We start from the raw sequence: 22,291 nt of genomic DNA, 5'->3' as shown, positions 1-22,291 counted from the left end.
ATCAATCAACTGCTGTTGCCACCTAGATGAACATCGCACTGAGCCCGTTTGCATCAGGTGGCTCCAAGTCTCAATCGCGTTACGGATCTTGGTGTGAAGCTGGCTGTGCTCTCAGACGACGCGTGATTTAGTGATCAGTGGAATAACAGCTCTGAGGCTGTAGATGTTCGAGCAAATGGGAGCAAAGGTGAGAGCAAAACGCTTACTGCCATCTGGCTGCAGTTTTCACATCACGCTGCGCTGCAATGGCAGGCAGTTCTTAATCGCCAAAGCCCTTAGGCGTGATCTGTTGTTGGCGGTCCTTAAAAAGGCCAAACAGAAGTTTGCTGTGAGGGTGTATGGGCTCTGCCTGATGGCTAACCACCTTCACTTGCTGCTTAAGCCAACCGATGCCAAGGATTTGCCGAGGTTGATGCACTGGTTCGCTTGGTACTCAGCCATGGCCTTGAACCGCTTGAGCGGTCGTTGTGGGCACTTCTGGGAGGCCAAGTATTTCTCAACGCCGATCCACCCCAAAGATCACCTATTTTTTTATGATTTATTGAAATTAATAGCCATGGCTCTTTTGCAGGCCTGATCGCTTTAGCCAGCCTCGCCTTTGACCAGACTTGTCAGAATGAACAGCCTGGTGGGCTCAAAACGAGATAACTCAGGGCTCAGCGATGTTTGAAATTCCCAAACCGATTCACCGCAGCAGGGTTCGACAACTGTTGGGCCGGGAATATCACATCGCTAGACGCAAAGCCGACTGGCTGTTCGGTTCCATGCAATGGGCAACAACACGCGACAGCCTGGCGGCAAGCCACCGCAAATTCAGCCATCAGTCTCTAATTCTGCGCCCTTTAAGGGATGTGGATATGGTGCTTCAGCACAACAAGCGCAGGAATCTGGAGCTAGCGCTTGCGCAACTGGATCGAATCCTGATTCGTCCGGGGGAAACAATGTCCGTGTGGAAGCTGGTCGGACGACCCACTAGACGGAAGGGCTATCTGGAAGGTCTGGTGCTGAATCAGGGCAGGGTGTCCAGGGGGACAGGAGGAGGGCTCTGTCAGCTGGGAAATCTGCTGTTCTGGATGGCGGCCCACAGTCCGCTCACGATTTCGGAGCGCTGGAGGCATGGTTTTGATGTGTTCCCGGATGTGAATCGAACCATTCCCTTTGGTGCCGGAGCAACGCTGGCGTACAACCATGTGGATCTGCAGATCACCAACAACACGCCCTATTCCTTCGCGATTCATCTTTGGCTGGATCACATCCATCTGCGTGGTGAACTCTGCTGTGAAGAGGATTACGACTGCATCTACAGCGTCGAGGAGCGTCATCACAGGATCCAGCAGCAGATCTGGGGCGGCTATTCGAGGCACAATCAGCTCTATCGGATCTGCACAGCATCCGATGGTGATGAGACGGAACAGCTACTGGTGGAAAATCACGCGATCATGATGTACGAGCCGTTGCTGAAAGCGGCGCCATGATGCAGCGATATTGAACACAGGCTGCGGATGTGATGAGTTCTCTCTGATGGCGAAGCCAAAACCTGCTCATCAAGAAGGGCACCCGCGTTGGATGCCCTCAAGTCCAGGACAGGTTTTCTGGGTTTCTACGTCCTCGGACTTCTGATCTAGGTCTAAGCAATCAACAATAAGGCGTCAGTAGGCAGAATTGCTCCTTTTGATCAAGCGTCTCTCAATGCCCCAGCAATACCCTTTCGCACCACTCAGGGGCTGGATCGTACAAGCATTTTTTGCTTCTAAGAACATAAAAAAGAACCCCCCGAATCTGGATGGGGGGTTCAGGTAGGCGTTTCGTTTTTAAGCGGGTTTTCACAGGCCCGCTGTATCCCTAGAAACCAATCCGGATAGGTCCCGCACCACCCTGCGCTAGCGGTCACTCTTTGGTGGCCGCTAACTCTTTGTCTGGCTTGGCCTCTGGCAGGGCAGGCTGCAATTCGGCGATTTGTTTCTCGAGCTGTTCAACAACTGAGAGATGGTCGAGCTTGCGTGCTTCAAGACGAGTAACGTGCTCAGCATTTTGACGCTCCTGTGCAGCTTTGTACTCCGAGTCAGAGATCACAACAACGCGATCACGGGGGATGGTGTAGCCAAAAGGAGCGTTGAAGACTTCGTTGAATAGTGAATACATGTCGTTCAGTTCAAGACCTCTACAGCATGACGCCATCAGAAGGTGCGACCGAACCAAAAAGGTAGTGAGAACCAGGGCCGGTCGGCGTTAGACATCCCGTCTTAAACGTCACGAGTACGGTTTTCGCGACAAAAATCAATCGATCAATCCATCGCATCTTTGAGGGAAGAACAGGGCTGCATTGCTTGGGCAAGTCTCAAGAACGGAGGCTTCTCTCCTGTGATCGTGTCGATGACCTAGAACTGCCCCTCGTTTGGCTGGCTGACCTCCTGATGGTCAGCAATGCGGTTCTCGATCCCTTTCTTCTCTCGCTATGCACGCTTACGCCTGTTCTTGCCATAGCTGGCCATGTGAGAACATCAACTGAGCAAGCCTTCCGGCACCTAGATGCTCAGTAAGTCCATAACCGGGATATTCGGTCGTCGTAAGAGAAAAGAGGCTCCAAAGGAGGAACCAGCACAAACAGATCTCGAAAGGGGGTACAAGCTCGCTGCTGCCAGGCAAAAGGAAATCTTGAAAGAGCTTCTCGAGCAAAAGCCAAGGTCCTGACTGCTACCACTGGACTATGGGCAGGGGGGTGACAGGAACCTCACCATTGGGCTGACGTGACCCTCCAGCCCTCTTTTGGCAGTCTTTTCCATAGCGCCCTGGCATCATCAACGTGGTGATAGATCATCCTGGTTTTCAGCAAAGCGGGCTCGCCCTTCATTGGGCGGCCTTTGATCACTTCGATGTGGCGGTTTAAGTAACTACGGCCGAGAACATCTTTAAAGCGCAGATACCATTTGAAGACCCAACTGGGAATCTCTCTGATGAAAAGGCCCTGCTCAAGCTGGAGTTGGAGGTGAAGGAAGCAGGGATCCCCTTTTGAAATTTTTGAAAGTGAAGACGATGAATGAGACCTACTTCAATGAGTTGTTCGAACGCTGGGTAGCGTCCGATGAGGTTGACGCTGAGTTGATCCAACTGATTAAAGACACTGTGCGATTTACCGAAGAGACTGGTGACGACACCTTGCGGGATCGTGCGGGTGAGCTGCTTTCTGGTGTTTTCCACCTGCCGAGTACTCCTCAAGAGATTGCTCTGGTCGGAGAAGCGTTAGAAGGCTCAGGCACAATTCCTCCTCCAACACCTCCTGAAGACGACGAAGCCCGATAAAGAGAGAAAGAACTCCCACCCTCATCCGAAGCTGCCAGTCGAGGGGCCTCCGCTCTCCGGTGGATGTCGGGACCCCTCAGTCGCCGACTCAGCAGTTGTAACTAGGACCTCGACGCCAGGTCTTATCTGTTAAAACCCTTTCCCTATTGGAACCCACTAGGAAAATTGGCAACAAACCCAATACACGAGTCAAGTGCGAAGCTCTAGGGGTTTTTAGATGCTATGCATGGACAAGAAAGGCGCTAAGGGTTACTGGATCAGCACTTCAACAGTCACCAATCCAGAGTTGTTTGCTGAGTACGTAGAGAAGGTTGGCCCTTGGCTTAAGGAAGTGGATGGAAGGGTTTTTGCTAAAGACACAGAGCCTCAAGGGAAAGAGAAGACAGAAGGAGCGAACTTGGCAGTTATTTGTGAGTTCCCTTCGATGAGAGCAGCAGTCGATGCTTATGAATCAGCTGAGTATCAAGAGCTAAGCAAAATCCGTAACGCAGCCACAGAGAATGCAACCTTCACGATCATGGAAGGTATGGATGAAGCAGCAAAGCTAAGGAGAGCAATGGGTAAGTAGTCGTTTCTTGAAACTGTTACTTGGGTGACATCAGCTTTGAAGTAAATCGACTAGAAGGCTGATGCTTTTTTTGTTTGACATGACCTTCCTGATGCATTGGACGTTTAAAACTGGCTTTCATGAGAAAGCAGCTCGTAAGTTCCTTGCTACAGGTGCCCCTATGCCTGAGTGCAAGTCTTGGCAGCGCTTTCACGCACCAGGCTCTGTACAGGGCTGGATCATTGTCGAAACCGACGACGCTGGAGTCTGCTATGAGCATGCGGCTGAGTGGGCTGAGTTCCTTGACTGGGAAGTGACTCCCGTTTTTACTGATGATCAGGCAGGTCCATTGATTGGAAAGGTTTATAGCTGACCTCTAGAGCAATGAGTGGTGCAAGGCCACAGTCCAGTTGGGAACCAGCAAGGGTCCCTGGGGAAGCTGGGGCTGACATCGTCATGACGTTCAACACCCTGCTCCCAGCCTTCGTCCTTACCAAGAGTGATCGCTCCTGGAGCGAATAGCTGAGGATTGATCCTGTGGTGAAACATCAACTCACCCAGCGTCTGTATTGGGAGAACTCGAACAAGATCTCCATTGGAATTGCTGCAGTTGTAAGGGCTCATACAACCTCCCCAGCAGAGGCAAGCGAGTAAATCTCAATTTCACTCGCAAGATCTTGCTGTTTATTGGCATATAACTTGGTTTACTCGACTTGCCATTGACAGATGGCATTGACGTTCCAAAGCACTCGTCCACCAGGGCTTCCAGTGGCATAGATCCAATGTTCACCAGCAATGAATTCACAGGCTGACTTCTTTGAACTAAGCCAGCTCATCGACACACCAAGATGTTTGGCTGCTTGAGCAGTGCCAATTAGAGAAAAGTTGTCCACAAGGGTCTCCAATCAACCTCAACCGCCAGAGAGCGATCAGCAGCTATTCGCTAACCAATCGCTCTCTTTAGATGAGGCAGCAGTCGATCAGGGACCATCAGGGACATCTCAGATGGTCTTGCCCTCCACATCAGTTGCATAAGCGTCTCCGGTCTGTTGCAACCGATGCCTCGATTACGACCTGACGCTGCAGACTCTTCTGATTCGTCCCGTCAAATCCACCAAGGGAACTGCAGCCCAGCCTTGATGATCTATTCAGCCTGAGGAGCACGGGAGCTTTAGCCCTCTAAGCCTTGATGTTTTCGTTTGGTGTGGAGGAGCGATCTGTGCTTACTTCAGCCTACGAGGGGCTGTTTGCTCTTTTCTCCCTTCGGGCTGAGTTCTTGCATGCACCACCTTTTTTGGGCCTGTGTGCGCAAAAAGGTCATGGCTTGCGCACGTCTTGCGCACAAGCTGGTGGCCCAACCATCGAGAAACCAGTCGGGGCGACAGGATTCGAACCTGCGACCTAGTGCTCCCAAAGGAACTGGCATAGTGAGTTGGGGCAGTGATCAAGTCCTAAAAACCCAGTTATGTTCTGGATCTTGTCTTCAGGTGTTAGCAGGTGGAATCAACTGATAGGGGCCTCCAGGGCGCAGTCAGGGCGCAGAATCGGACAAGCAGCGGTAACTTAAAGAAGTGATCGGCGTTGATGAATGGCAAGCGCTCGTAGCGCAAATCAGTGGATTGCAGGTTTTCGTGCATTGATGAAGCAATCCACTGCGCCGAACTGGTGCGTGAAAAACAATCGTGGAAGGTTTCGTCTACAAGTACGAGATGATCGTGGAATAACAGAACAATCAGTCAGCCTTCCTTACGACTGGACAGACCAAGGAGCTGCAGATGCACTTGAACGGATTCGGCAAATTTTTAAGCGCTATATCGAAAATCCAGACATCACCCTGAAGATTGCTTCAGAGATTGTTGACACATCATCGAGTCATCAGGTGATCATGTTTGATGAAATGGTTAGTGGTTTTCGTAAGTCACGACCTCAGGCTAGTGATAACACCTGGCGCAAGAAGTATGTCCCTGTTTTGAGCCATGCCAAACGACTGATGGAGGCTGGCCGGAGACCAAAAGATGGACATGAACTATGCCTAGAAGCCCTTGAACAATGGCCACACGGCAGTCGTCAGAGGCAGATCATGCGTCGCAACCTAGATAGTTTTTTGCGATGGGCCGTAGAGCGAGGGCATCTAAAACGCTGCTTTCTGCCACCTGAGCATCAACCTGAAATCCTTAAGCCCAAACGTGTTGGCTACCCACTGACAGATGCTCAGATTCTTCGGTTGATTGAGTCATTGCCAGATGAGCGTTGGCGATTTGCATTGCAGTTATGTGCGGTTTATGGCTTACGGCCAGAAGAGTTGCGTTGGCTAAAGATCAAGAACGGTAGCCATGGAGCAGAGCTTTGGTCTATTTATCGCAAGTCAAAGGGAGGCAGGAAAGGAGAGAAGACCGATCCAAGACGTCTACACCCTCTTCTACTTAGAGATCATCAAGCAACTGTGATCGATTGGAAGCTTGAGTCTCGGCTGAGGATCAAAGAAGAACTGCCTCCCCTTGGGATGCCAGGCAAGGGTGGTGAAGCCTTGAGGACTTATTTACGGCGTAAGCCTGTTTGGAAGAGTCTGGTCAAGGAAGCTAAAGAAAACGGGGAAGAGCTCACGCCATATACCTTTCGTCACCGATACGCCAAGGCAAGCCATGCTAGAGGCATTGCGATAGCTCAGATCGCAGAGGCAATGGGACACACAATCGAAGTTCATATGCAGAACTATGCACGCTTCAAGCCGGACAACACTGCGAGCATCTATGCAGAAGCGAACCTTTCTTTGGCGTGCTGATTCACTCCCAGCCCTCTGTGCAAGAGACTCCAGCGTATAAAAGATTGTGTAGTACAACAGCTATGGAATAGTGATTGCCTTGGCGACCTTGGCAACAGCAGACGAGTCCTGGGCAACTGCTGGTGTCTGTTGAAGAACTACTGCAGTGGTTGCTGTTGTGATGCCAAGAGTGCCAAGGAGCAATGGTTGTCCTAGTGGCAGCAAAGACAGGGCAGCAGCAAGTGCAGTGGTTCTGCCTGGCATCTGCTGGGTGCTGCTGGTTTAAGAGTAGGTGGAAGGTCTTATTGGGTCTTGGTTGAGTGCTGTTGTTTGATGCACTCATCGCATATTGCGGCACTAGGCATCTGCTTCGATATTTATCCTATTTACATATAGAGATTATCTCATAATGCTGTCTTTTTAGCATTGACAAATGAGACGATTTTGTCACCAAAATAAATGCTATTTGTAACCAAAAGTATTTTATGCACCCCAGATATATGGATCAATCTCTACTGCCTTGCGCCAATCGGCATCGCCACCTTCTTTGTCGCCAAGGGTATGACGAACTCGTCCACGCTCCTTAAAGGCATAAGCATTTCTTGGTTCGATTTCGATGACTTTAGTGTAATCATAAAGTGCTCCTTGATAATCCTTCAATGTCTCTTTGATCTGTGCACGCATGAAATATGCTTTGGCAAAAAGTGAATCAATCTCTATTGCTGCATTATAATCAGAGATCGCACGACCATAATCTTGCAGATCCCCGTACAATCTTGCGTTGCCCCGATATAAAAAGGCATGCTTGTGACTCCCATCAATCGCTATTGCCTTGTCGTAATCTGCAATAGCATCGTGGTCATCATAAAGTTTATAACTGCGATCCTTCCCTTTGTCATAGCGATATGCGTGTTGTTTTACATATGCACGGAGGAAAAATCCCATTGCACTTTGCTCTAGTTCCAATGCCTTATTGGCAAGTCGGATAATCTCTAATCCATCTTCTTCATTTACCCAATTGCCATAGACTTTATTATGAGTATTCCCTAATACCTTCTCTGCTTGTGCCAAATAGTCATCAGCACTTGTTGCCTGCGTCCTAGAAGCAACAACTGCTTGCCCAGTATCAAATTGCTTGTAATAAGAAATCGGCACTGCTTGATTTATGCCAGTAGAAACTGCCTTGCCAGTGCTCATACTCACCTGATCATCCTTTTCTGACCTGCCATGAATACCAACTAACTTCCCTTGTCTATTGAGCACTGATCCACCACTCATACCAGGAAGAGTTGGATTGGAATAAAGCAATTGATAACCGTTAGGGATGGCAACGGTCGCATTAGCAATCAACTTGCCATCTAGAAACCGCCAGATGGAGGTTGGAACTGCTGATGTCGGTAATGGAAACCCTGATACAAAGATTGGATTACCACTACTGACACTATTCACATCACCAACATTTGCAACCTCATAAGCACCAGGACTACTAAAAGTCAGCACTGCCATGTCCACCTGCCCTAGACGCTCAACACTTCCCTGCTCTAGTTGGTGCTCTTTGCCATCAGGCGTAAAGATTGCAAGTTCCTCTCCTGGTCTATTACCACTAACTACATGCCATGCCGTGAGCACCGTGTAGCGATTTCCTTCTCTCTTCACCAGTACCCCTGAACCTTGGGTGGCACCTTCTATGCGAACAGTGATTGCCTTGGCGATACGTGCCACTGCTGATGCATCTTGAGCAATTGCTGGTGTCTGTTGAAGAACGACTGCTGTGGTTGCTGTTGTGATGCCAAGGGTGCCCAGTAGCAGTGGTTGCCCTAAAGGCAGCAGTGATAAAGCAGCAGCAAGAGCACTAGAACGGCGTTTCAATGAATACCCCCATCCTTTAGTCCACAGACCAAATGGTTTGACTGATTTCATGTTGTCTCGTTTGAGGTCAATCATTGATTGGCGCTCTTTAGTAAATATTTCCATAAGCTGAACTGGCCTTGAATCAAACCTATTAGCTAAGGCCACTTTCTACATCCCCCAAATGGGTGATATCACAAGCCAAGAACTTGCTTTGGTAAGCAATCCAGGAGATCAAATCAAGGCAAGTAGTGGCAGAAAATACAAAGCAGCAGCAAGAGCAGTAGTGCGAGTTGATCTCATCATCAGGCTGCAGCGTCCTCCAGCTTTAACGGCCCGTGGATGCCAATGGCCACGCTCACATCATCACCACTTCCCTCAGTTGTGATTCGATCTAAACCCTCATCCAATTCATGGCATTCACCGCCATCACTTTCAGTGGGAGCCTCGCTTACTAAATAGTGCGCCAGCGTCAGGAAATCGAAGTCAGCAGAACAGGATTTACGGATGCCATCAGTACTGAGCATCAAAGCGTATGGAGGCTCATTGCGATCAATGCTTTGCACCGTGCTCCGTTCAGCGAAGTGCAATAGAGCATCGCTTTTGCAAAGACTGAAGGTCGATTCCCCTTTGATCCCAAGAGAGTCTTCGCTGTTGATTATCTCTGCGTTGCTTGACCCTGAACCCTGATTGGCTTCAACGCGTACTAGATCCCAATCACCGATGCCTGTACACCCCCACCAGTGAGGAGTAAGAACCACTAAACCAAGTGTGCTTCCGTAGGTGTAAAGAGAAAACCCTTCTGCTTCCTGTTCTGGGGTTTTATCAAACCTCCGCCAGTCATTGGCTACAGCGAAACGCCATTTCTGCACTACCTTTCCCGGGAGATCACGCTTGAGCCATTGATGCCATTCGGACAACGTCGACCTTGAAGGAGCTGACCAGCGAAGAAGTCTCCTACCTAAATCTTTTCGAGCTTGCTGAATGGCAATTTCACACGCAAGCTTGCTGCCAACATCACTGCGCCAATAACGAGCACCGCCATGGCCATCAGCCACAACCATCACCTTGATTGGCACTCCACTTCTGCTACGAAAACTGGCGCTTAAGGAAGAGTCCTGACACACAACGCCTTTGCGCCGATGACTTGCACCGATGAGGCTGCGATAGACGGGAGGTTGCCAGTTCACCAAACCACAGGCCCCACACCGTCAATGGGGTCAATCAAGGTTGGAGGTAAATCAGGCAGAGGGATATTGCCTTCACTATTTGATCCTTGCGTACGGCTTACGGGCATCGATGCTGCACCAACAACGGCAGTAGATGCCCACTCGATGTACTGCGCCAATGCTGTTGCATTACTTGCTTGCAATGGCTTTCTGGCTGAGGTGCTTACTCCTTGCATTGAGCGTCCGGTCTGACTGTCGCCTCCAGGATCAGCACCAATGAAATCCTGCAGAACATCCATGTTCGCGTCATGACCAAGAGCAATGGCCAAACGCACGGCTTTTTGTGCCCACATTTGATTCATCAACTGTTTGAGCCCAGCATCGAAATCATCAGTGGGTTGGCCATCAGAGATCAACACCAACACTGGTGGTAAGGCTCTCTCTTCCATCGGCGGGCTACTGAGCTGAGTTGCGACCAGTTCAAGCGCTTCACCCATGGCCGTAATGCCACCAGCTTGAAGATCAACCCATTGCAGTTGATCCACTGCTGTGGGCTTTGAGATATGCCAACTGGCTTTATCAGCAAAGCTGACCGCGCGCACCAACACTCTTGCTTCTGGGTTATCACGCGCCACCTTCACCATGCCCGGCAATGACTGACGGATGGCCTGATTCAGGGCCTGCATTTTCCCTTGCGCCGCCATTGAGCCAGAGCAATCGCAGATGTAGATGAAATGCAGCGGGCGATTGGTGAGGCGAACGTTGGGGAAAGGCATGGAGGCTTCGCGGTGGGCGTTGAGAGCAGCTGCGCTTAGCTGTTTTGTAAAAGTGAAAGATCAGATGGTGGGAATCACATCACCCATTGGCGTGTAGAGCTGAATCAGTGCCGCAAGGTTGCAGGTTTTACCAGATTCAATCGTTGTCTTGGTGCCATTGGCCAAAATTGCTGTCCAAGATTCACTGCTGAGGTTTTTCAATCCAAGGATGCTCGCATCAGTTGGATGCTGCAGAACCTGCGCAACTGGTGCTTTCAGTTGCGGTGGTTTGAGTGGATCAAAGTGATGGGGATAAAGCTCGTTATCAGCGCTCACTGTCACAGCTCCATTAGCAAGCCTAAGGATCTGCGGCTTGTTTAACGGTTTGCTGCAATGCCAACACTCAGTCGGTGTTGCTGGTTGATTGGGGAAGTTCTCCTGCCCGCATTGATGGCAAAGCTGCCTGCGATCGATGGTCTTAGCTAGAGCTTCTTTCCACTGGCCTGTAAGCGCTCGTTTTGCTGGTGATTTCATGCCCTTGCAGAAGGTTTGCAAGAAAAGCTTTTGCAACTCCAGTGGATAGATCGGCCAAGTGATCAAAGCAGCAGCGTGTTCTTGAGGATTGGGTCGATTGCGTTGATCGGCTGGATCAAAGATGAAAACAGGATCCTTTCCATAGATCCGCCGCCGTGCAGGTTCATCAAGGCAATCGATAGCAAGCTCCATCTGACCCTTGAGGGGATCGTGCCTGGTGAGCAGGCGGAACAAAAGCACTGCTAATGAAAACAGGTCGCTATTGGTGCCTGGGCGTGCTCGACCCATCAGCACTTCTGGAGCAATGAAGCCTGGAGTGCCAAGCACACTGCTTAGCTCACGACCATCGATATCAACGTTGTCGTTATCGCAAATCAAAATGCTGCCAGTGGCAGGGTCAAGAAAAATATTTCCCAGTGAGATGTCCTTGTAACAGAGGCCTTTGCTGTGCAGATCATGAAAATCATCAGCCAAAAAGAAACCTGCTCTAAGAACGTTTTTCAAGCTGATCTCGATGCGACCGCTGTAGTGCTCGATCGCTCCTACAAAAGCTGGTGGCCGTAATCCCATCAGATAACCGCAACCGGGTTCTGAAAGGTTGATGCCAACAGCTGTTGCTGCTGTTGGCCTTAGTAGGGCAATGGGCCAGAGGAAGTCACTGTTGGGCGCCGTTGCACGAATGCTTTCAGCAAGTCGTTTTGGCAGGGATGGATCTCGTGCCAAACAATTTGGGAAATACCACTTGAGCGCTAAATGCTCTCCAGCGACATTCACTTCAAAGACCTGCCCCTGCCCGCCACCACCAAGGCCACGCACAACTGTTAAAGGAGTTGAGAGGCCTTTGAAATCAAGTGATCGGCCTTCTGGCAAGATCCAGTTCATTTATCTAGCAATGGTCTTCAAGGCTGTTAGAGGACTCTGGCCTGAATGTTCAAAGGCTGCAGGAGCCATTAGATACTCATGCTGATGATCTAATGGCTTATTGATGAGAAATAAAGAGCTTGACATGTCTAATCTGTCCATATCCCATCAGGTAACTCAATCGCTATCAACTGCCAATTAACAAGCCCTTTTCTGCGCCAAATACCAGCGACCTTGTCGTCTGTATCATTAAAATAATTACTGGTAACAAAGCGGTTGTAGGACGTGTAGTGGTATTTAAAACTTGATCGTTGATCAGAATTGTCTGAATTCACCGAATTAGTTGTTGTTGGTTCAATTTTCCCTGAAACCTCTGGAAGATCATCTGTCTGTGAAAGCTCGCCCTCATAAAACAACATTCTCAATCCAGATGGCGTCACGGTTGTATTTACGACACCATCGATCAGGGGATTCACAATCGCCATCCCTAAAAAAGCAAGGGGATTGTCTGAGTATTCGCCAAGTATTTTCTTGCCTAGCTCCAATTTGATTTGCTCTTTAAGGCTGGATCTAACAGATGGGAAATCAATGTATTCAGAAGCTCCGCTTGGATCCTTACTTTCAAGAGCACTCTTAAATGAATAAATCGCTAGGTATGGGCTAGCGTAAACATATGCACCAAAAGCCAAGCCGGCAGCAAGGGCTGGCCAACCAAGCTGTCTCAGGTTGAGCTCAACATTGATTTTCATCGTTCAATCCTACTTGATTTAAAAAATATCACCCATCGGGTTAGTTGAAGCGGAACAACAGATTGGCGAATAGTTATGTCTTATGCCCTCATCGCATTTTTCGGCACCAGGCATCTTCTTCGCTGTTTAACCATTTTGCTGTTATTTCATCTCCAAGAGATGCCGCTTTTTTATAGCCATCGCATACAGCTGATCAAGTTGCGATCGGTCTTGATATTCAGCAGGTGTTGGAGATACTGTCAAATGCTGATGAGCAAAAAGAAACGCAATTATTGACGAAACTACAGTCAAAAATTGCGTTGACGCTTGTTAGGAATAAAGGGTAATTGCTCCTTCTTGCTTATTGGGGTATCAAGCACTCCTAGGCTTGAATCAGCGCCTTTACCACTTGATCGTATTATTAACGACATGATTTATTGAAGAAACTAGTAGCACTTTCCTTGCCAAGTAAAGATGCCTTCTTTATATCCAAACAACCTGCTTGTCTATTACCAGATACCCACTTCATCATACCACGGAATTCATATGCCCCGGCATTCCTTGGATCAATCTCTATTGTCTTGCTGAAATTATCAATTGCTTCTAGATAATCTTTTAAAACAAAATTGACAAGACCACTTTGATAGTGGGCATCAGCATACTGTGGATCAATCTCTATTGCCTTAGTGTAATCAGCAATTGCTCCTTGGTAATCCTTCAATTTCTTCTTAGCCATGCCACGATTGTAGTAACCAAATTTATTCTGAGGATTAATCTCTAGTGACTTGCTGTAATCAGCAATTGTTCCTTGAAAATCTCCTAATTTGAACCGGGCCATACCTCTAAATGAATATGCCGAGGCAGCTTGAGGATCAATATCGATTGCCTTGGTGTAATCAGATATTGCTGCTTGATGATCATTCGTTTTAGCCTTGGCAATCCCACGGAGCTGATACACCAGGGTGTCCTCAGGGTTGATGTCTATCGATTTATCGTAATCAGCAATTGCTCCTTGATAATCTCTTAAATCAAACTTTGCGACGCCACGTTTGGAGTAGGCACCGGCAAATTGCGGGTTAATTGAAATTGCCTTGTTTATATCAGCAATTGCTCCTTGAAGATCACCTAACATCATTTTGGCTGATCCACGGTTAGTGTAGGCATAGGCATACTGCGGATTAATTGCTATTGCCTTGCTGTAATCAGCTATTGCCCCTTGATTATCTCCTAAATCCATCTTGGCCTTGCCACGGTTATTGTAGGCAGGGGCAATTTGCGGATTAATTGCGATTGCCTTGTTGAAATCAGCAATTGCTTCTTGCTGATCTCCTAATTCATTCTTATTAGTGCCAATAAGAAAGTATCCTTCTACACTTTCTCTAAACTTCAACGATTGTTCAGCAAGACGAATAACTGTCTGCTCCCTTCCCTTTATCCCTGCTGATGCTCTTGCTTGTGCCAAATAGTCATCAGCACTCGTTGCAGTGGTCTTGGCAACAACAACAGGAGCACCACTAGCAAAAAGGTTGTAGTAAGTAATTGGCACACCTTGATTAACGCCTGTTTTTGCAATAAACTCCTTTCCAGAAGATGATTGCTCATTGCGCTCACCCCTTCCGTGAAGACCAATTAACTCGCCATCTGCATTGAGCAGAACTCCACCACTCATTCCACTCTCTGTTTTGTTGTCATAAAGAAGTTGATAACCCTGATCAATTCCTACTTCTGCATTAGCAACCACCTCTCCAGGTTCATAACGGAGGTTTTGTGAGTTGTTTAAAGGAAAACCTGCGACATAAATGGGTTGATCGTGTTTGACCTTTTTGATATCCCCTACTGCTGCCACCTCATAAGAACTGCCACTAGAGAAGGAGAGCACTGCCATATCCACCTGCCCCAATCTCTGGATGCTTCCTTGCTCTAGTTGGTGTTCTTTGCCATCAGGAGTAAAGATCGCTAGTTCTTCTCCAGGATTGTTGTCCTCGACTACATGCCATGCCGTGAGCACCGTGTATCGATTGCCTTCTCTCTTCACCAGAACGCCTGAACCTTGAGTGGCACCTTCAATGCGAACAGTGATTGCCTTGGCGACCTTTGCAAGAGCAGACGAGTCCTGGGCAACTACTGGTGGTGCTTGAAGAACTATTGCTGTGGTTGCTGTTGTGATGCCAAGAGTGCCCAGGAGCAGTGGTTGCCCCAATGGCAGCAATGAAAGGGCAGCAGCAAGTGCAGTAGTGCGACGAGACATCAATGGGAGTGCTCTGCTTCTTTAAGCGTAGGTGGGCGTGTTTATGTAATCAGAGACAGCCCTAGTTAAATCATCAAAATAATTGGCTTAAGTGACAATATTGGTTATCTATTTCTCTGTTTCTTACTTCCTGAGCTTGCCCCAGAGGGGATTACCACAAAGGCTCTTCTCTATCGGCTGTTGGTCTTTGTTGCTCAGGTCGAGGTGCTGGAGGAGGCTCTGTCTCGTTAACGGGAGGGTTCTCGACTTCGATCTCTTCACTTTGCTGTTCTTTGTCACTGCCACTAGAGGAGCAAAGCTCAAAGGGCTCACATAGTGCTGGAACTTTTAACAACGCAACGACAGCAGCAATTGCCACCAGTACAACCCAAAGCAAGCCGTATGGCAGGGATGGCTTGTTACCGACTCTTTGAGCAGAAGCCTGGTTGCTATTGCTAGGTGGACTTGATGGTGCTGGGAAGGGATCAACAAGGGTTGCAGGTAACTCCTCGGATGGCTGGCTCAACACCTTTGGGAACGATGGTTCTGGTGCTGCTTTGTCTTTAAAGGGCATCTGAGGGTCAGATGCTGGCGTTGATTGAGAGGCTGGATTGTTAGCACCCAAGTAACCATCAAGGAAATTGGCAATGCGTGTGATTTGAGCTGGAGCCAATAGTTCTTTGGCGTTGACCAGCAAGGCATCGCGCTGGGGCAACAAAACTTCTGCTGGCTGTGTGTTGAGAAAGCCAAGGAATGTTGGTTGCGATGCCAGAAGACGAATAGAAGGAAGCAGGGAGATATCAGCTCCCATAAGGTCTTGCAGCAGATTTAAGGCCGTTTTCAGCTCAACTGGTCGTCGAGTCTTTAAAAGCTGGGCAAAGCGCTGGCCAAGCTGTTGATCAGAAGCCTGCGTCGACATGCATCACCAGCGATGTTGTTCTTGTGAGCGATAATAGTCAACATACCAGGAGACTTTTTCTATCTGATCAGATCAACAGTCCAGATTCACCAATCGATCAATCGAAGGATTTGGACGACTTCTCATTCAATAGCCAATTGTCAAGCAGTTGGTTGAATTGATAGCACACCAATCATCGCTGATTAATCTCATGACCAGATCGACTATTAACACCATTAATCAATTGCTTTGGAAAGGATGCTGGAAATCTTCTCTAACCCTTCTCGTTGGCCTCGCTCCATTCTGTCAACAAGCAAATGCTCAGAGCTATACAGCCGTTGGAGTGGCTAGGGCAAGCGAAGGTTTAATCAAGGTCTACGACCCAATGGTTAGAGATGTAACCCTTGTTGTCCCTGCTCCAGCAGGAACTCCAACAGCCTGCAAAGAAGAAAAAAAGAGTACAAATAGCGACTGGGAAGCTTTTTACTGTCGTTTAGATCGGAAGATATTGATTTCACAAAAAAATCTTAGTCTCATCGAACAAAGATATGGCCTAGCTGCAATCGCAACACTGGTTGCCCATGAGTTTGCCCATGGCAGGCAGCATGCTATCGCTGGCTTTATGAGTGATGCAGTTTGGTCAGTCGTGTTTGATGAGCTGCAAGCCGATTGTATTGCAGGTGTTTATATGCGCCGGGCTACACCAATTACACTTTCTGAAAAGCAAATTGCTAAATCAAGGGATTTCCTGGAAAGCATTGGTGATTATTCAGTGCAGGAGAGGTCTTGGCATGGAACACCTGGCATGCGGGGAGCTGTTTTCCAGTTCGGTTACAACAAGGGAAGCCTCAATGCATGTTGGGCATCGAATCAACGCAATTGGCGAAAGACCCTCGATGATGTTCCCGATCAAGTTGATAGGGCTATTGAAAATGCCCCTGCCACGATTGATAACTTGATTGATCGCGGCCAGAAGTTGCTGGAAGGACTCTGAATACAAAAAGATGAGTGTTGTTCTTTTTTGTCGTTGTCGCAACGAGGAGACCAACGTCTCTTTGCCTGTTGGTGCATTGAGCATCGGTCGTTCGCCTGATGCAGACATCAGCTTGCCCAAGGATTGGACCTTGCTTTCGGCTCTACATCTGAGCTTGCAGGTCAACAGTGATGGAAGCCTGGCGGTTCGTGATGGGGTTGCTGGCAAGCCGAGTACCAATGGAACTCAGCTCAACTGCGGTTATCTCCCTGCAGATCGTTGGACACGCTTGCGTCTTGGTGATGAGCTGCAAATTGGCAGTCAAATCAAAGATTCAGTGCGACTGGCTGTTCTTTCAGATGCCCCTCACACCAGTCAAGGTTCATCAGCTGATCAGCAGCGTCAATGGCAGTTAGAGGGCAGAAGCCTGACGATGGGCCGTGGCCTGGACTGTGACGTCAAATTGAGCGGCCCAACGATATCGAGATTGCATTGCTCGATTAATCGCTCTGGCAATGACGTCGTTCTGCTTGATCAAAGCCGTAACGGCATCTTTGTGAATGATCGGCCGGTCAATCGCCAAATGCGATTAAGGGATGGCGATCAGATCAAGGTTGGAACCACAGTCTTTGTATGGAGTAACCCTTGGCTAAGTCGCCAAACCAGCGGCAAAAGCTATCGAATTGATGTGCGCGATCTTTGGCTCAAGGGTCGAATCAGTGGCAGCAACCTTTCCATTGAACCCGGGCAGCTTGTTGCCTTTGTTGGCGGCAGTGGAACAGGTAAATCAAGCCTGCTAACCACAATCGTGGGCCAGAACCTTGACTATCAAGGCCAGATTTTGGTCAACGGCAACGAGTTGCGGGAGACCTATGGCGCCATCAAGCAGGAAATTGGCTTCGTTCCACAAGACGACATTGTTCACCTTGATCTCACTGTGGAAGAGGTTTTGCGCTATTCAGCGCGACTGAAGCTTCCGGATGTGGAAGAGCAACGCGCAGCAGTTGAACGTGTGTTGGCTGAATTGGAAATCAGCCATCGCCGTAAGGCATTGGTGCGTGAACTGAGCGGTGGGCAACGCAAGCGGGTGAGTATCGGCGTCGAGTTGATTGCCGATCCGCGGATCCTGTTTCTTGATGAGCCCACATCTGGCCTCGATCCTGGGCTTGACAAACGGATGATGGAATTACTGAGAAGCCTTGCTGACTCGGGGCGAACGGTGGCATTGGTGACACATGCGACCAACAACGTGATGCTTTGTGATCAGGTTGTTTTCCTGGGCCGTGGAGGCCACCTTTGCTATGCCGGCCCGCCTAGCCAGTGTCTTGATCATTTCAAGTTGAGCGGCGATTTTTCTGATATCTATCAATACCTAGAGCGCAGTGAACAAGAGATTGCCGCAATAGCTGATAGCTATCGAGCAGAGAGCTTAAAAGTCTTGCCGAACATTTCCAATCGATCTCGTTCTACGTCACGATCAATCGAAAGCAAACGAGCAGGACGATTTGGACTTGCTATTCAACAGTTCCGCACACTGCTCTCTCGCGATGCAATCCTTACTTTTAGAGATAGCACCTCACTGGTTCTTAATGCAATTACAGCACCTTTGGCAGTTCTGATGATTGCTTTTGCTGCAAGTAACAGGCAGATATTCTCAAACCTAGATGCCATTGACGCCAGGACATATCCCGATGCATTGAGAGTCCTCTTTGTAATTATTTGCGCCACGATCTGGGTTGGACTTTCGACATCGCTTCAGTCGCTTGTAAAAGAACGAGGAATATTCCTGCGGGAGCGTTCATTCAATCTGCTTCCGGAGTCTTACCTAAGTGCAAAAATCATTGTGATGGTGTTGCAGGCCATTGTTCAGTCCCTATTGATTCTGGCCGCTGTCAAGATCTTCTTTGATTCTCCAGATACAACATTCCTCAACTGGCCATGGTCAATCGCCTTGGTTTGCTTTACAACTCTGGTTACGATTGGATCGCAGGCCTTGATGACATCGAGCCTAGTTAAGAACAGTCAGCAAGCCAGCAGCATCGCCCCATTGCTATTAATACCTCAGCTCATCTTTGGTGGGGTTTTGTTTACACTCAGCAAAACTGCTGATGATATTTACCCATTAATAACAAGCCGCTGGGCGATGAAAGCTATGGGAATTTACTCTGATATCACTGAGTTGATTCCAGGTGGTCAGGCTGGGTTAGACATGGTTCCTGGCGCCAGTGCCTACGAAGCAACTTTAAGTAATTTGCATGCCTCATTCATGCTCATGGCTATTCAGTGTGCTGCTTTTTTACTGCTAACATTGGGCTCTCTACTGTTTTTAAAACACAATCGCTAAGCCAAGATTGGCAACCCTTATCTCAGATCATGGGGAGCTAAGAGCTAGATGACAATCAACTCTCTCGTCGTTTACACAAGCACCTAGCATGATGCCACCAATGAAGAGAAAAACAGCTCTCCATTCTGCTTTGATAGCAATCTTGGCTACATCTGGTTTGGCGTTGCCTGTGCAGGCTGGTCTTTTATCGCCACTGTTCTGGTTGGGTCGTCCACGATTAGAGAGACGCCTGGCCAAAAGATGCGTGGAACTTACTGCTGGAGATAATGATGCTCTTAGAGAGACAATGAAGCCAGCCTGCAAGGAATTTGCCAAGCCAGTGGCGAAATGTCTGATCAAACAGACGGAAGCCTCTGGCAGGGCCTTTGGCGTCATTGTCGAGATATTACGTGGTGAATTTGGTGATGACAGTGAGATTGTTGTCAAGTTGTGCAGCGCTTCTATTCTCGACTTGCCTGCTAATACATTTATAGATATTCCATTAACCGATATCTTGGATCAATGGAAAACAAATCCTGATAAGAGCAACTTGAAAGGGATAAAAATATTGGACTTGGATGAGTTTTTAGGAAGCAGCAGCCAATCTAATTAGCCCAGAAATTGAAGGTGCTCTGCAGCAAGTCATCCTGCATTGATGCCGATCGATCGTTGTCGGGCAGTGGTTGAAGCCTTTCTACTGCCAGCAAATCCCCCATTTAGGGGATGAAAGCTGCCTTGTTTTGTTGGGATAATCAGAGCAACGAATTGACCAAGACCCATGAATAGCCTTGTGAAGAGTCTTTCCTCTGTTGCTGCTTGTTCCCTGATGGGAGCGGGCGCGTTTATTGGCGTTGACTCCCTTGTTCCAAAAACGGTCAACGCTGCAGGCGCCAGTAGCTTCTACTGCGGCCAAGCCTCTGGCGCTCCAACAACCCTTGCTAAGACAGCAAGCGGCAAGAGCGTTCCTGTTATCCGTTGGACCAGCTCAACGTTTAATGCTGCTGGTTGGTCTCAACAGAAGCGCTGCCAGGCTGTATCAGAGCGCTTTGAGCTCTATCGCAAGCAAGGCCGTCTGCAGTATCTGACGACTGGTCGGATGAATGGTCAAGCAATCATCTGCACAGCCGCGAGCAACGGTGGTGCCTGTGAAGGTCTGCTGTACACGCTCAAGCCAGGACAAAACCCAAGCAAGACCCTTGCTGATCTCCTTGATGTAAGGACAAAGGCGAAAGGACCATTGAATGAAACGACCGGTCGCCTGTACATCAAAATGAGTGATGTGCTGGATGCGAAAGCTGGCATAAGCCCATCAGCAGCTACGACTGAACCACTTTGGTGAACCCGCGCAGAGCAAAAGCAGTCGCACTCATATGCGGCATTGCTACAGCGGCAACCTTTGGATTAACGATCTCTAGCCACGCCTTTGAGAATCCGCGTCAGGCCAGCACGGTGCGGATCCGTAGCGGAGAGCAACACGGCTCTGGTGTGATTATCAAAGAAAGCGAAGCTGGCTATTGGGTGGTCACCAATCAGCATGTTCTCGAGAAGAGAGAGTGGCACTGCATCGAAAGCACTAGTGGAGGTCGTTATCAGGGGGTTGTGATTCCTTTGGCGAACAACAATGACGACCTGGACCTGGCTCTGTTGTGGTTTAACGCTGGAGAAGAGAAGGAGAAGGTGGTAACACTTGCTTCCGATGAAGGAGGCCTTGGCGAGCCAATCAGGCTTGTGATCGCTACGGGGTACCCGGCGACTCAGGAGTACGTCGAACGTGCAGGCCTAACGATTCCTTTGCTAAGCGAGCCACTGGAAGGTGGCTACACACTCACCTACACAAGCGAAATAGATAAAGGTATGAGTGGCGGTGGGATTTTTGATGACAACGATCGATTGATTGGCATTAATGCTGCCCATCAGGAACCACTGTGGGATGCCAATCGAAAGTACCAATCCGGCAAGCCTGTGACAGCAAAACTCAATAAGCAGCTGGATCTGGTGGCACTAGGCCTATCGCTTCAGCAAATCAAAGAAGCAATAGGAAGCGTCGTTGAGACGTTCAAAGAATCGATAGCCACAGAAGACGTTGATAGAACTTGTTCCGATCAAGGCACGCGAGTTCCATAAACCTTTGAGTTGACTATGGGTAAGGCCCTTCTCGTTCTCCTGATTGCTCTTTGGCCAGTTGCTTCCAATGCAGCAGTAGTGATCTCAGTTGGGGATGGAGATACCCTCACCGTTATTGAAGGCAACCGAAGAATCAAAGTTCGTCTTGCCTGCATTGATGCACCAGAAACCTCGCAATTGCCCTACGGCATAACAGCACGCCAAGCACTGAAGAGTCTCCTACCAGTTGGGACGGATGTAAGCCTGCGAGTTAAGGCGACTGATCGTTATGGCAGAACTGTTGCGGAAGTCATTCGTAGTGTCAGCAACATCAATCAATCGTTGGTGTCATCGGGGAATGCCTTTGTTTATTAGCAGTACATCGGAGGGTGTGATCGCCAGGCCTACGCTCGCCTAGAGAGCAAGGCTCGATTAACTGGTATTGGGTTTTGGTCTGTTCCTGGTGGAATCCAGCGTCCATGGAACTACAGGCAAAGCAAGCAGAGCAACAGCAAGAGAAAGCGTTATCGCTGTAAAGACATCAGCTCATGGAGTGCAGCGCAGGAACTGCTCAGGCAAGGCCACACTTATCTTGATCGGGATAATGATGGTGAAGCATGCGAGTCACTTAGATAGGCAAAACGAAACTAAAAGGCTTTTCTCAGGTTAGGTAGGTGGGTCTTGTCAGGCCTGATGGAATTGTTGCAGCTTTATTTGCTCATCGCATATTGCTGCACTTCTTTGCCTAATTAAAAACACATTCTTTGTATTTCAGGCGGTATTTTTGCACCTAGAGATAATGCTCTCCTGATATCAGCACATGCTCCTTGCATGTCGCCAGACATACCCTTGGCAGCACCACGGTTGTTGTAGGCACGGGCATACTGCGGATTAATCTCTATTGCCTTGCTGAAATCAGCAATTGCTCCTTGATAATCTCCTGACTTTCCCTTGACATTACCACGACCAACATAAGCATTGGCATACTGCGGATTAATTGCGATTGCCTTGTTGAAATCAGCAATTGCTCCTTGATAATCCTTTAAATCACTCTTGGCATTACCACGGTTGGTGTAGGCAGTGTCATACTGCGGATTAATTGCGATTGCCTTGTTGTAATCAGCAATTGCTCCTTGATAATCTCCTAATTGCTCCTTGGGATAACCACGGTTGGTGTAGGCAATGAAATACTGCGGATCAATTGCGATTGCCTTGCTGTAATCAGCAATTGCTCCTTTATTATCGCCTAAAAGAACCTTCGCAA

The 22,291-nt window shown here is 48.6% G+C and carries 29 protein-coding genes; 14 read left to right on the top strand and 15 right to left on the bottom strand.

What is annotated here, in order from left to right:
- Positions 1-163: 163 nt before the first annotated feature.
- Both EV12_RS01050 and EV12_RS01045 read left to right on the top strand, forming a co-directional pair.
- Positions 164-577, top strand: a complete 414-nt coding sequence (locus EV12_RS01050) for a transposase (RefSeq protein ID WP_052040517.1) — start codon at positions 164-166, stop codon at positions 575-577.
- 85 nt (positions 578-662) lie between these two features.
- Positions 663-1,475: a VanW family protein gene (locus tag EV12_RS01045; RefSeq protein ID WP_036910941.1), complete on the top strand. Its 813-nt coding sequence runs from the start codon at positions 663-665 to the stop codon at positions 1,473-1,475.
- Positions 1,476-1,887: 412 nt separating this feature from the next.
- On the opposite strand, the gene EV12_RS01040 is transcribed toward EV12_RS01045, so the two are convergent.
- The gene (locus EV12_RS01040) at positions 1,888-2,178 is read right to left on the bottom strand and encodes a guanylate-binding protein (protein WP_193742100.1); all 291 of its coding nucleotides are present in this window, start codon (positions 2,176-2,178) and stop codon (positions 1,888-1,890) included.
- 149 nt (positions 2,179-2,327) lie between these two features.
- On the opposite strand from EV12_RS01040, the gene EV12_RS01035 reads away from it, so the two are divergent.
- Positions 2,328-2,540 carry a hypothetical protein gene (locus EV12_RS01035; RefSeq protein WP_036910936.1) on the top strand — a complete coding sequence of 71 codons (213 nt, stop codon included), beginning with the start codon at positions 2,328-2,330 and terminating at the stop codon, positions 2,538-2,540.
- Between the two features lie 191 nt (positions 2,541-2,731).
- Here EV12_RS01035 and EV12_RS14495 read toward each other — a convergent pair whose 3' ends face one another.
- A complete protein-coding gene (locus EV12_RS14495) occupies positions 2,732-2,920 on the bottom strand; it encodes a DUF1651 domain-containing protein (RefSeq protein ID WP_255327639.1) in 189 nt (62 codons plus the stop codon).
- Between the two features lie 113 nt (positions 2,921-3,033).
- On the opposite strand from EV12_RS14495, the gene EV12_RS01030 reads away from it, so the two are divergent.
- From EV12_RS01030 to EV12_RS01020, 3 genes are all read left to right on the top strand, one after another.
- Complete coding sequence (locus EV12_RS01030; RefSeq protein ID WP_036910934.1) at positions 3,034-3,300, top strand: hypothetical protein; 267 nt, start codon at positions 3,034-3,036, stop codon at positions 3,298-3,300.
- Between the two features lie 226 nt (positions 3,301-3,526).
- Positions 3,527-3,868 carry a DUF1330 domain-containing protein gene (locus EV12_RS01025; protein ID WP_036910932.1) on the top strand — a complete coding sequence of 114 codons (342 nt, stop codon included), beginning with the start codon at positions 3,527-3,529 and terminating at the stop codon, positions 3,866-3,868.
- A 79-nt stretch (positions 3,869-3,947) separates the two neighbouring features.
- On the top strand, positions 3,948-4,220 hold the full coding sequence (locus EV12_RS01020; protein ID WP_036910953.1) for a DUF3303 domain-containing protein: 273 nt from the start codon (positions 3,948-3,950) through the stop codon (positions 4,218-4,220).
- On the opposite strand, the gene EV12_RS01015 is transcribed toward EV12_RS01020, so the two are convergent.
- The 3 genes from EV12_RS01015 to EV12_RS13845 form a co-directional block, all read right to left on the bottom strand.
- Positions 4,211-4,471, bottom strand: coding sequence for a hypothetical protein (locus tag EV12_RS01015; RefSeq protein WP_036910930.1), 261 nt, complete (start codon positions 4,469-4,471; stop codon positions 4,211-4,213). The genes EV12_RS01020 and EV12_RS01015 overlap by 10 nt on opposite strands.
- Before the next feature lie 80 nt (positions 4,472-4,551).
- Complete coding sequence (locus EV12_RS01010; RefSeq protein ID WP_036910928.1) at positions 4,552-4,752, bottom strand: hypothetical protein; 201 nt, start codon at positions 4,750-4,752, stop codon at positions 4,552-4,554.
- Between the two features lie 323 nt (positions 4,753-5,075).
- Entirely contained in the window at positions 5,076-5,273 is a 198-nt protein-coding gene (locus EV12_RS13845) for a hypothetical protein (protein ID WP_152562330.1), read from the bottom strand.
- 213 nt (positions 5,274-5,486) lie between these two features.
- Here EV12_RS13845 and EV12_RS01000 point away from each other — a divergent pair, with 213 nt between their 5' ends.
- Positions 5,487-6,629, top strand: a complete 1,143-nt coding sequence (locus tag EV12_RS01000; RefSeq protein ID WP_241477263.1) for a tyrosine-type recombinase/integrase — start codon at positions 5,487-5,489, stop codon at positions 6,627-6,629.
- Positions 6,630-6,689: 60 nt separating this feature from the next.
- Here the strand turns inward: EV12_RS01000 and EV12_RS00995 are convergent, their stop codons facing one another.
- From EV12_RS00995 to EV12_RS00960, 8 genes are all read right to left on the bottom strand, one after another.
- Complete coding sequence (locus EV12_RS00995) at positions 6,690-6,872, bottom strand: hypothetical protein (protein ID WP_036910922.1); 183 nt, start codon at positions 6,870-6,872, stop codon at positions 6,690-6,692.
- A gap of 219 nt (positions 6,873-7,091) precedes the next feature.
- A complete protein-coding gene (locus EV12_RS00990) occupies positions 7,092-8,330 on the bottom strand; it encodes a tetratricopeptide repeat-containing S1 family peptidase (RefSeq protein WP_241466514.1) in 1,239 nt (412 codons plus the stop codon).
- A 431-nt stretch (positions 8,331-8,761) separates the two neighbouring features.
- Positions 8,762-9,646: a protein phosphatase 2C domain-containing protein gene (locus EV12_RS00985; RefSeq protein WP_036910917.1), complete on the bottom strand. Its 885-nt coding sequence runs from the start codon at positions 9,644-9,646 to the stop codon at positions 8,762-8,764.
- Positions 9,643-10,401 (bottom strand): vWA domain-containing protein, encoded by a 759-nt coding sequence (locus EV12_RS00980; RefSeq protein ID WP_036910915.1) that lies wholly within the window; start codon positions 10,399-10,401, stop codon positions 9,643-9,645. The genes EV12_RS00985 and EV12_RS00980 overlap by 4 nt, the downstream gene beginning before the upstream one ends.
- A gap of 60 nt (positions 10,402-10,461) precedes the next feature.
- The gene (locus EV12_RS00975; protein WP_036910913.1) at positions 10,462-11,796 is read right to left on the bottom strand and encodes a protein kinase domain-containing protein; all 1,335 of its coding nucleotides are present in this window, start codon (positions 11,794-11,796) and stop codon (positions 10,462-10,464) included.
- 128 nt (positions 11,797-11,924) lie between these two features.
- Positions 11,925-12,524, bottom strand: coding sequence for a DUF2939 domain-containing protein (locus EV12_RS00970; RefSeq protein WP_036910911.1), 600 nt, complete (start codon positions 12,522-12,524; stop codon positions 11,925-11,927).
- A gap of 400 nt (positions 12,525-12,924) precedes the next feature.
- Positions 12,925-14,751, bottom strand: a complete 1,827-nt coding sequence (locus EV12_RS00965; protein ID WP_052039491.1) for a serine protease — start codon at positions 14,749-14,751, stop codon at positions 12,925-12,927.
- A gap of 151 nt (positions 14,752-14,902) precedes the next feature.
- Positions 14,903-15,649, bottom strand: coding sequence for a hypothetical protein (locus tag EV12_RS00960; RefSeq protein WP_036910909.1), 747 nt, complete (start codon positions 15,647-15,649; stop codon positions 14,903-14,905).
- 190 nt (positions 15,650-15,839) lie between these two features.
- On the opposite strand from EV12_RS00960, the gene EV12_RS12845 reads away from it, so the two are divergent.
- The 3 genes from EV12_RS12845 (at position 15,840) to EV12_RS00945 (ending at position 19,537) form a co-directional block, all read left to right on the top strand.
- Complete coding sequence (locus tag EV12_RS12845; protein ID WP_052039490.1) at positions 15,840-16,622, top strand: neutral zinc metallopeptidase; 783 nt, start codon at positions 15,840-15,842, stop codon at positions 16,620-16,622.
- Between the two features lie 10 nt (positions 16,623-16,632).
- Positions 16,633-18,945, top strand: coding sequence for an ATP-binding cassette domain-containing protein (locus tag EV12_RS00950; protein ID WP_052039489.1), 2,313 nt, complete (start codon positions 16,633-16,635; stop codon positions 18,943-18,945).
- A 100-nt stretch (positions 18,946-19,045) separates the two neighbouring features.
- Positions 19,046-19,537 (top strand): hypothetical protein, encoded by a 492-nt coding sequence (locus EV12_RS00945; RefSeq protein WP_052039488.1) that lies wholly within the window; start codon positions 19,046-19,048, stop codon positions 19,535-19,537.
- A gap of 29 nt (positions 19,538-19,566) precedes the next feature.
- Here the strand turns inward: EV12_RS00945 and EV12_RS13840 are convergent, their stop codons facing one another.
- Positions 19,567-19,704, bottom strand: coding sequence for a hypothetical protein (locus tag EV12_RS13840; protein ID WP_193742098.1), 138 nt, complete (start codon positions 19,702-19,704; stop codon positions 19,567-19,569).
- A gap of 46 nt (positions 19,705-19,750) precedes the next feature.
- On the opposite strand from EV12_RS13840, the gene EV12_RS00940 reads away from it, so the two are divergent.
- The 4 genes from EV12_RS00940 to EV12_RS14880 are packed head-to-tail and all read left to right on the top strand — an operon-like array spanning position 19,751 to position 21,663.
- The gene (locus tag EV12_RS00940; protein WP_241477262.1) at positions 19,751-20,263 is read left to right on the top strand and encodes a COP23 domain-containing protein; all 513 of its coding nucleotides are present in this window, start codon (positions 19,751-19,753) and stop codon (positions 20,261-20,263) included.
- Entirely contained in the window at positions 20,260-21,048 is a 789-nt protein-coding gene (locus EV12_RS00935; RefSeq protein WP_036910905.1) for a S1 family peptidase, read from the top strand. Before EV12_RS00940 ends, EV12_RS00935 begins: the two co-directional genes overlap by 4 nt.
- A 15-nt stretch (positions 21,049-21,063) precedes the next feature.
- On the top strand, positions 21,064-21,402 hold the full coding sequence (locus tag EV12_RS14485) for a thermonuclease family protein (protein WP_241466513.1): 339 nt from the start codon (positions 21,064-21,066) through the stop codon (positions 21,400-21,402).
- 6 nt (positions 21,403-21,408) lie between these two features.
- Entirely contained in the window at positions 21,409-21,663 is a 255-nt protein-coding gene (locus tag EV12_RS14880) for an excalibur calcium-binding domain-containing protein (RefSeq protein ID WP_342626225.1), read from the top strand.
- A 113-nt stretch (positions 21,664-21,776) separates the two neighbouring features.
- Here the strand turns inward: EV12_RS14880 and EV12_RS00925 are convergent.
- Positions 21,777-22,291, bottom strand: a 515-nt coding sequence (locus EV12_RS00925) for a tetratricopeptide repeat protein (RefSeq protein ID WP_152562974.1), incomplete at its 5' end; no start/stop codon positions are given.

The sequence above is a fragment of the Prochlorococcus sp. MIT 0701 genome (assembly GCF_000760295.1).
Taxonomy (GTDB): Bacteria; Cyanobacteriota; Cyanobacteriia; order PCC-6307; family Cyanobiaceae; genus Prochlorococcus.
This window is presented reverse-complemented; position numbering and strand designations above follow the sequence as displayed.

Bases quoted from the DNA above. Each gene is read 5' to 3' on its own strand.
- EV12_RS01050 (WP_052040517.1), top strand. From the start codon at position 164: ATGTTCGAGCAAATGGGAGCAAAGGTGAGAGCAAAACGCTTACTGCCA.
- EV12_RS01045 (WP_036910941.1), top strand. From the start codon at position 663: ATGTTTGAAATTCCCAAACCGATTCACCGCAGCAGGGTTCGACAACTG.
- EV12_RS01040 (WP_193742100.1), bottom strand. From the start codon at position 2,178: ATGGCGTCATGCTGTAGAGGTCTTGAACTGAACGACATGTATTCACTA.
- EV12_RS01030 (WP_036910934.1), top strand. From the start codon at position 3,034: ATGAATGAGACCTACTTCAATGAGTTGTTCGAACGCTGGGTAGCGTCC.
- EV12_RS01025 (WP_036910932.1), top strand. From the start codon at position 3,527: ATGGACAAGAAAGGCGCTAAGGGTTACTGGATCAGCACTTCAACAGTC.
- EV12_RS01020 (WP_036910953.1), top strand. From the start codon at position 3,948: ATGACCTTCCTGATGCATTGGACGTTTAAAACTGGCTTTCATGAGAAA.
- EV12_RS01015 (WP_036910930.1), bottom strand. From the start codon at position 4,471: ATGAGCCCTTACAACTGCAGCAATTCCAATGGAGATCTTGTTCGAGTT.
- EV12_RS13845 (WP_152562330.1), bottom strand. From the start codon at position 5,273: ATGCCAGTTCCTTTGGGAGCACTAGGTCGCAGGTTCGAATCCTGTCGC.
- EV12_RS01000 (WP_241477263.1), top strand. From the start codon at position 5,487: ATGAAGCAATCCACTGCGCCGAACTGGTGCGTGAAAAACAATCGTGGA.
- EV12_RS00995 (WP_036910922.1), bottom strand. From the start codon at position 6,872: ATGCCAGGCAGAACCACTGCACTTGCTGCTGCCCTGTCTTTGCTGCCA.
- EV12_RS00980 (WP_036910915.1), bottom strand. From the start codon at position 10,401: ATGCCTTTCCCCAACGTTCGCCTCACCAATCGCCCGCTGCATTTCATC.
- EV12_RS00975 (WP_036910913.1), bottom strand. From the start codon at position 11,796: ATGAACTGGATCTTGCCAGAAGGCCGATCACTTGATTTCAAAGGCCTC.
- EV12_RS00970 (WP_036910911.1), bottom strand. From the start codon at position 12,524: ATGAAAATCAATGTTGAGCTCAACCTGAGACAGCTTGGTTGGCCAGCC.
- EV12_RS00965 (WP_052039491.1), bottom strand. From the start codon at position 14,751: ATGTCTCGTCGCACTACTGCACTTGCTGCTGCCCTTTCATTGCTGCCA.
- EV12_RS00960 (WP_036910909.1), bottom strand. From the start codon at position 15,649: ATGTCGACGCAGGCTTCTGATCAACAGCTTGGCCAGCGCTTTGCCCAG.
- EV12_RS12845 (WP_052039490.1), top strand. From the start codon at position 15,840: ATGACCAGATCGACTATTAACACCATTAATCAATTGCTTTGGAAAGGA.
- EV12_RS00950 (WP_052039489.1), top strand. From the start codon at position 16,633: ATGAGTGTTGTTCTTTTTTGTCGTTGTCGCAACGAGGAGACCAACGTC.
- EV12_RS00945 (WP_052039488.1), top strand. From the start codon at position 19,046: ATGAAGAGAAAAACAGCTCTCCATTCTGCTTTGATAGCAATCTTGGCT.
- EV12_RS13840 (WP_193742098.1), bottom strand. From the start codon at position 19,704: ATGGGTCTTGGTCAATTCGTTGCTCTGATTATCCCAACAAAACAAGGC.
- EV12_RS00940 (WP_241477262.1), top strand. From the start codon at position 19,751: ATGGGAGCGGGCGCGTTTATTGGCGTTGACTCCCTTGTTCCAAAAACG.
- EV12_RS14485 (WP_241466513.1), top strand. From the start codon at position 21,064: ATGGGTAAGGCCCTTCTCGTTCTCCTGATTGCTCTTTGGCCAGTTGCT.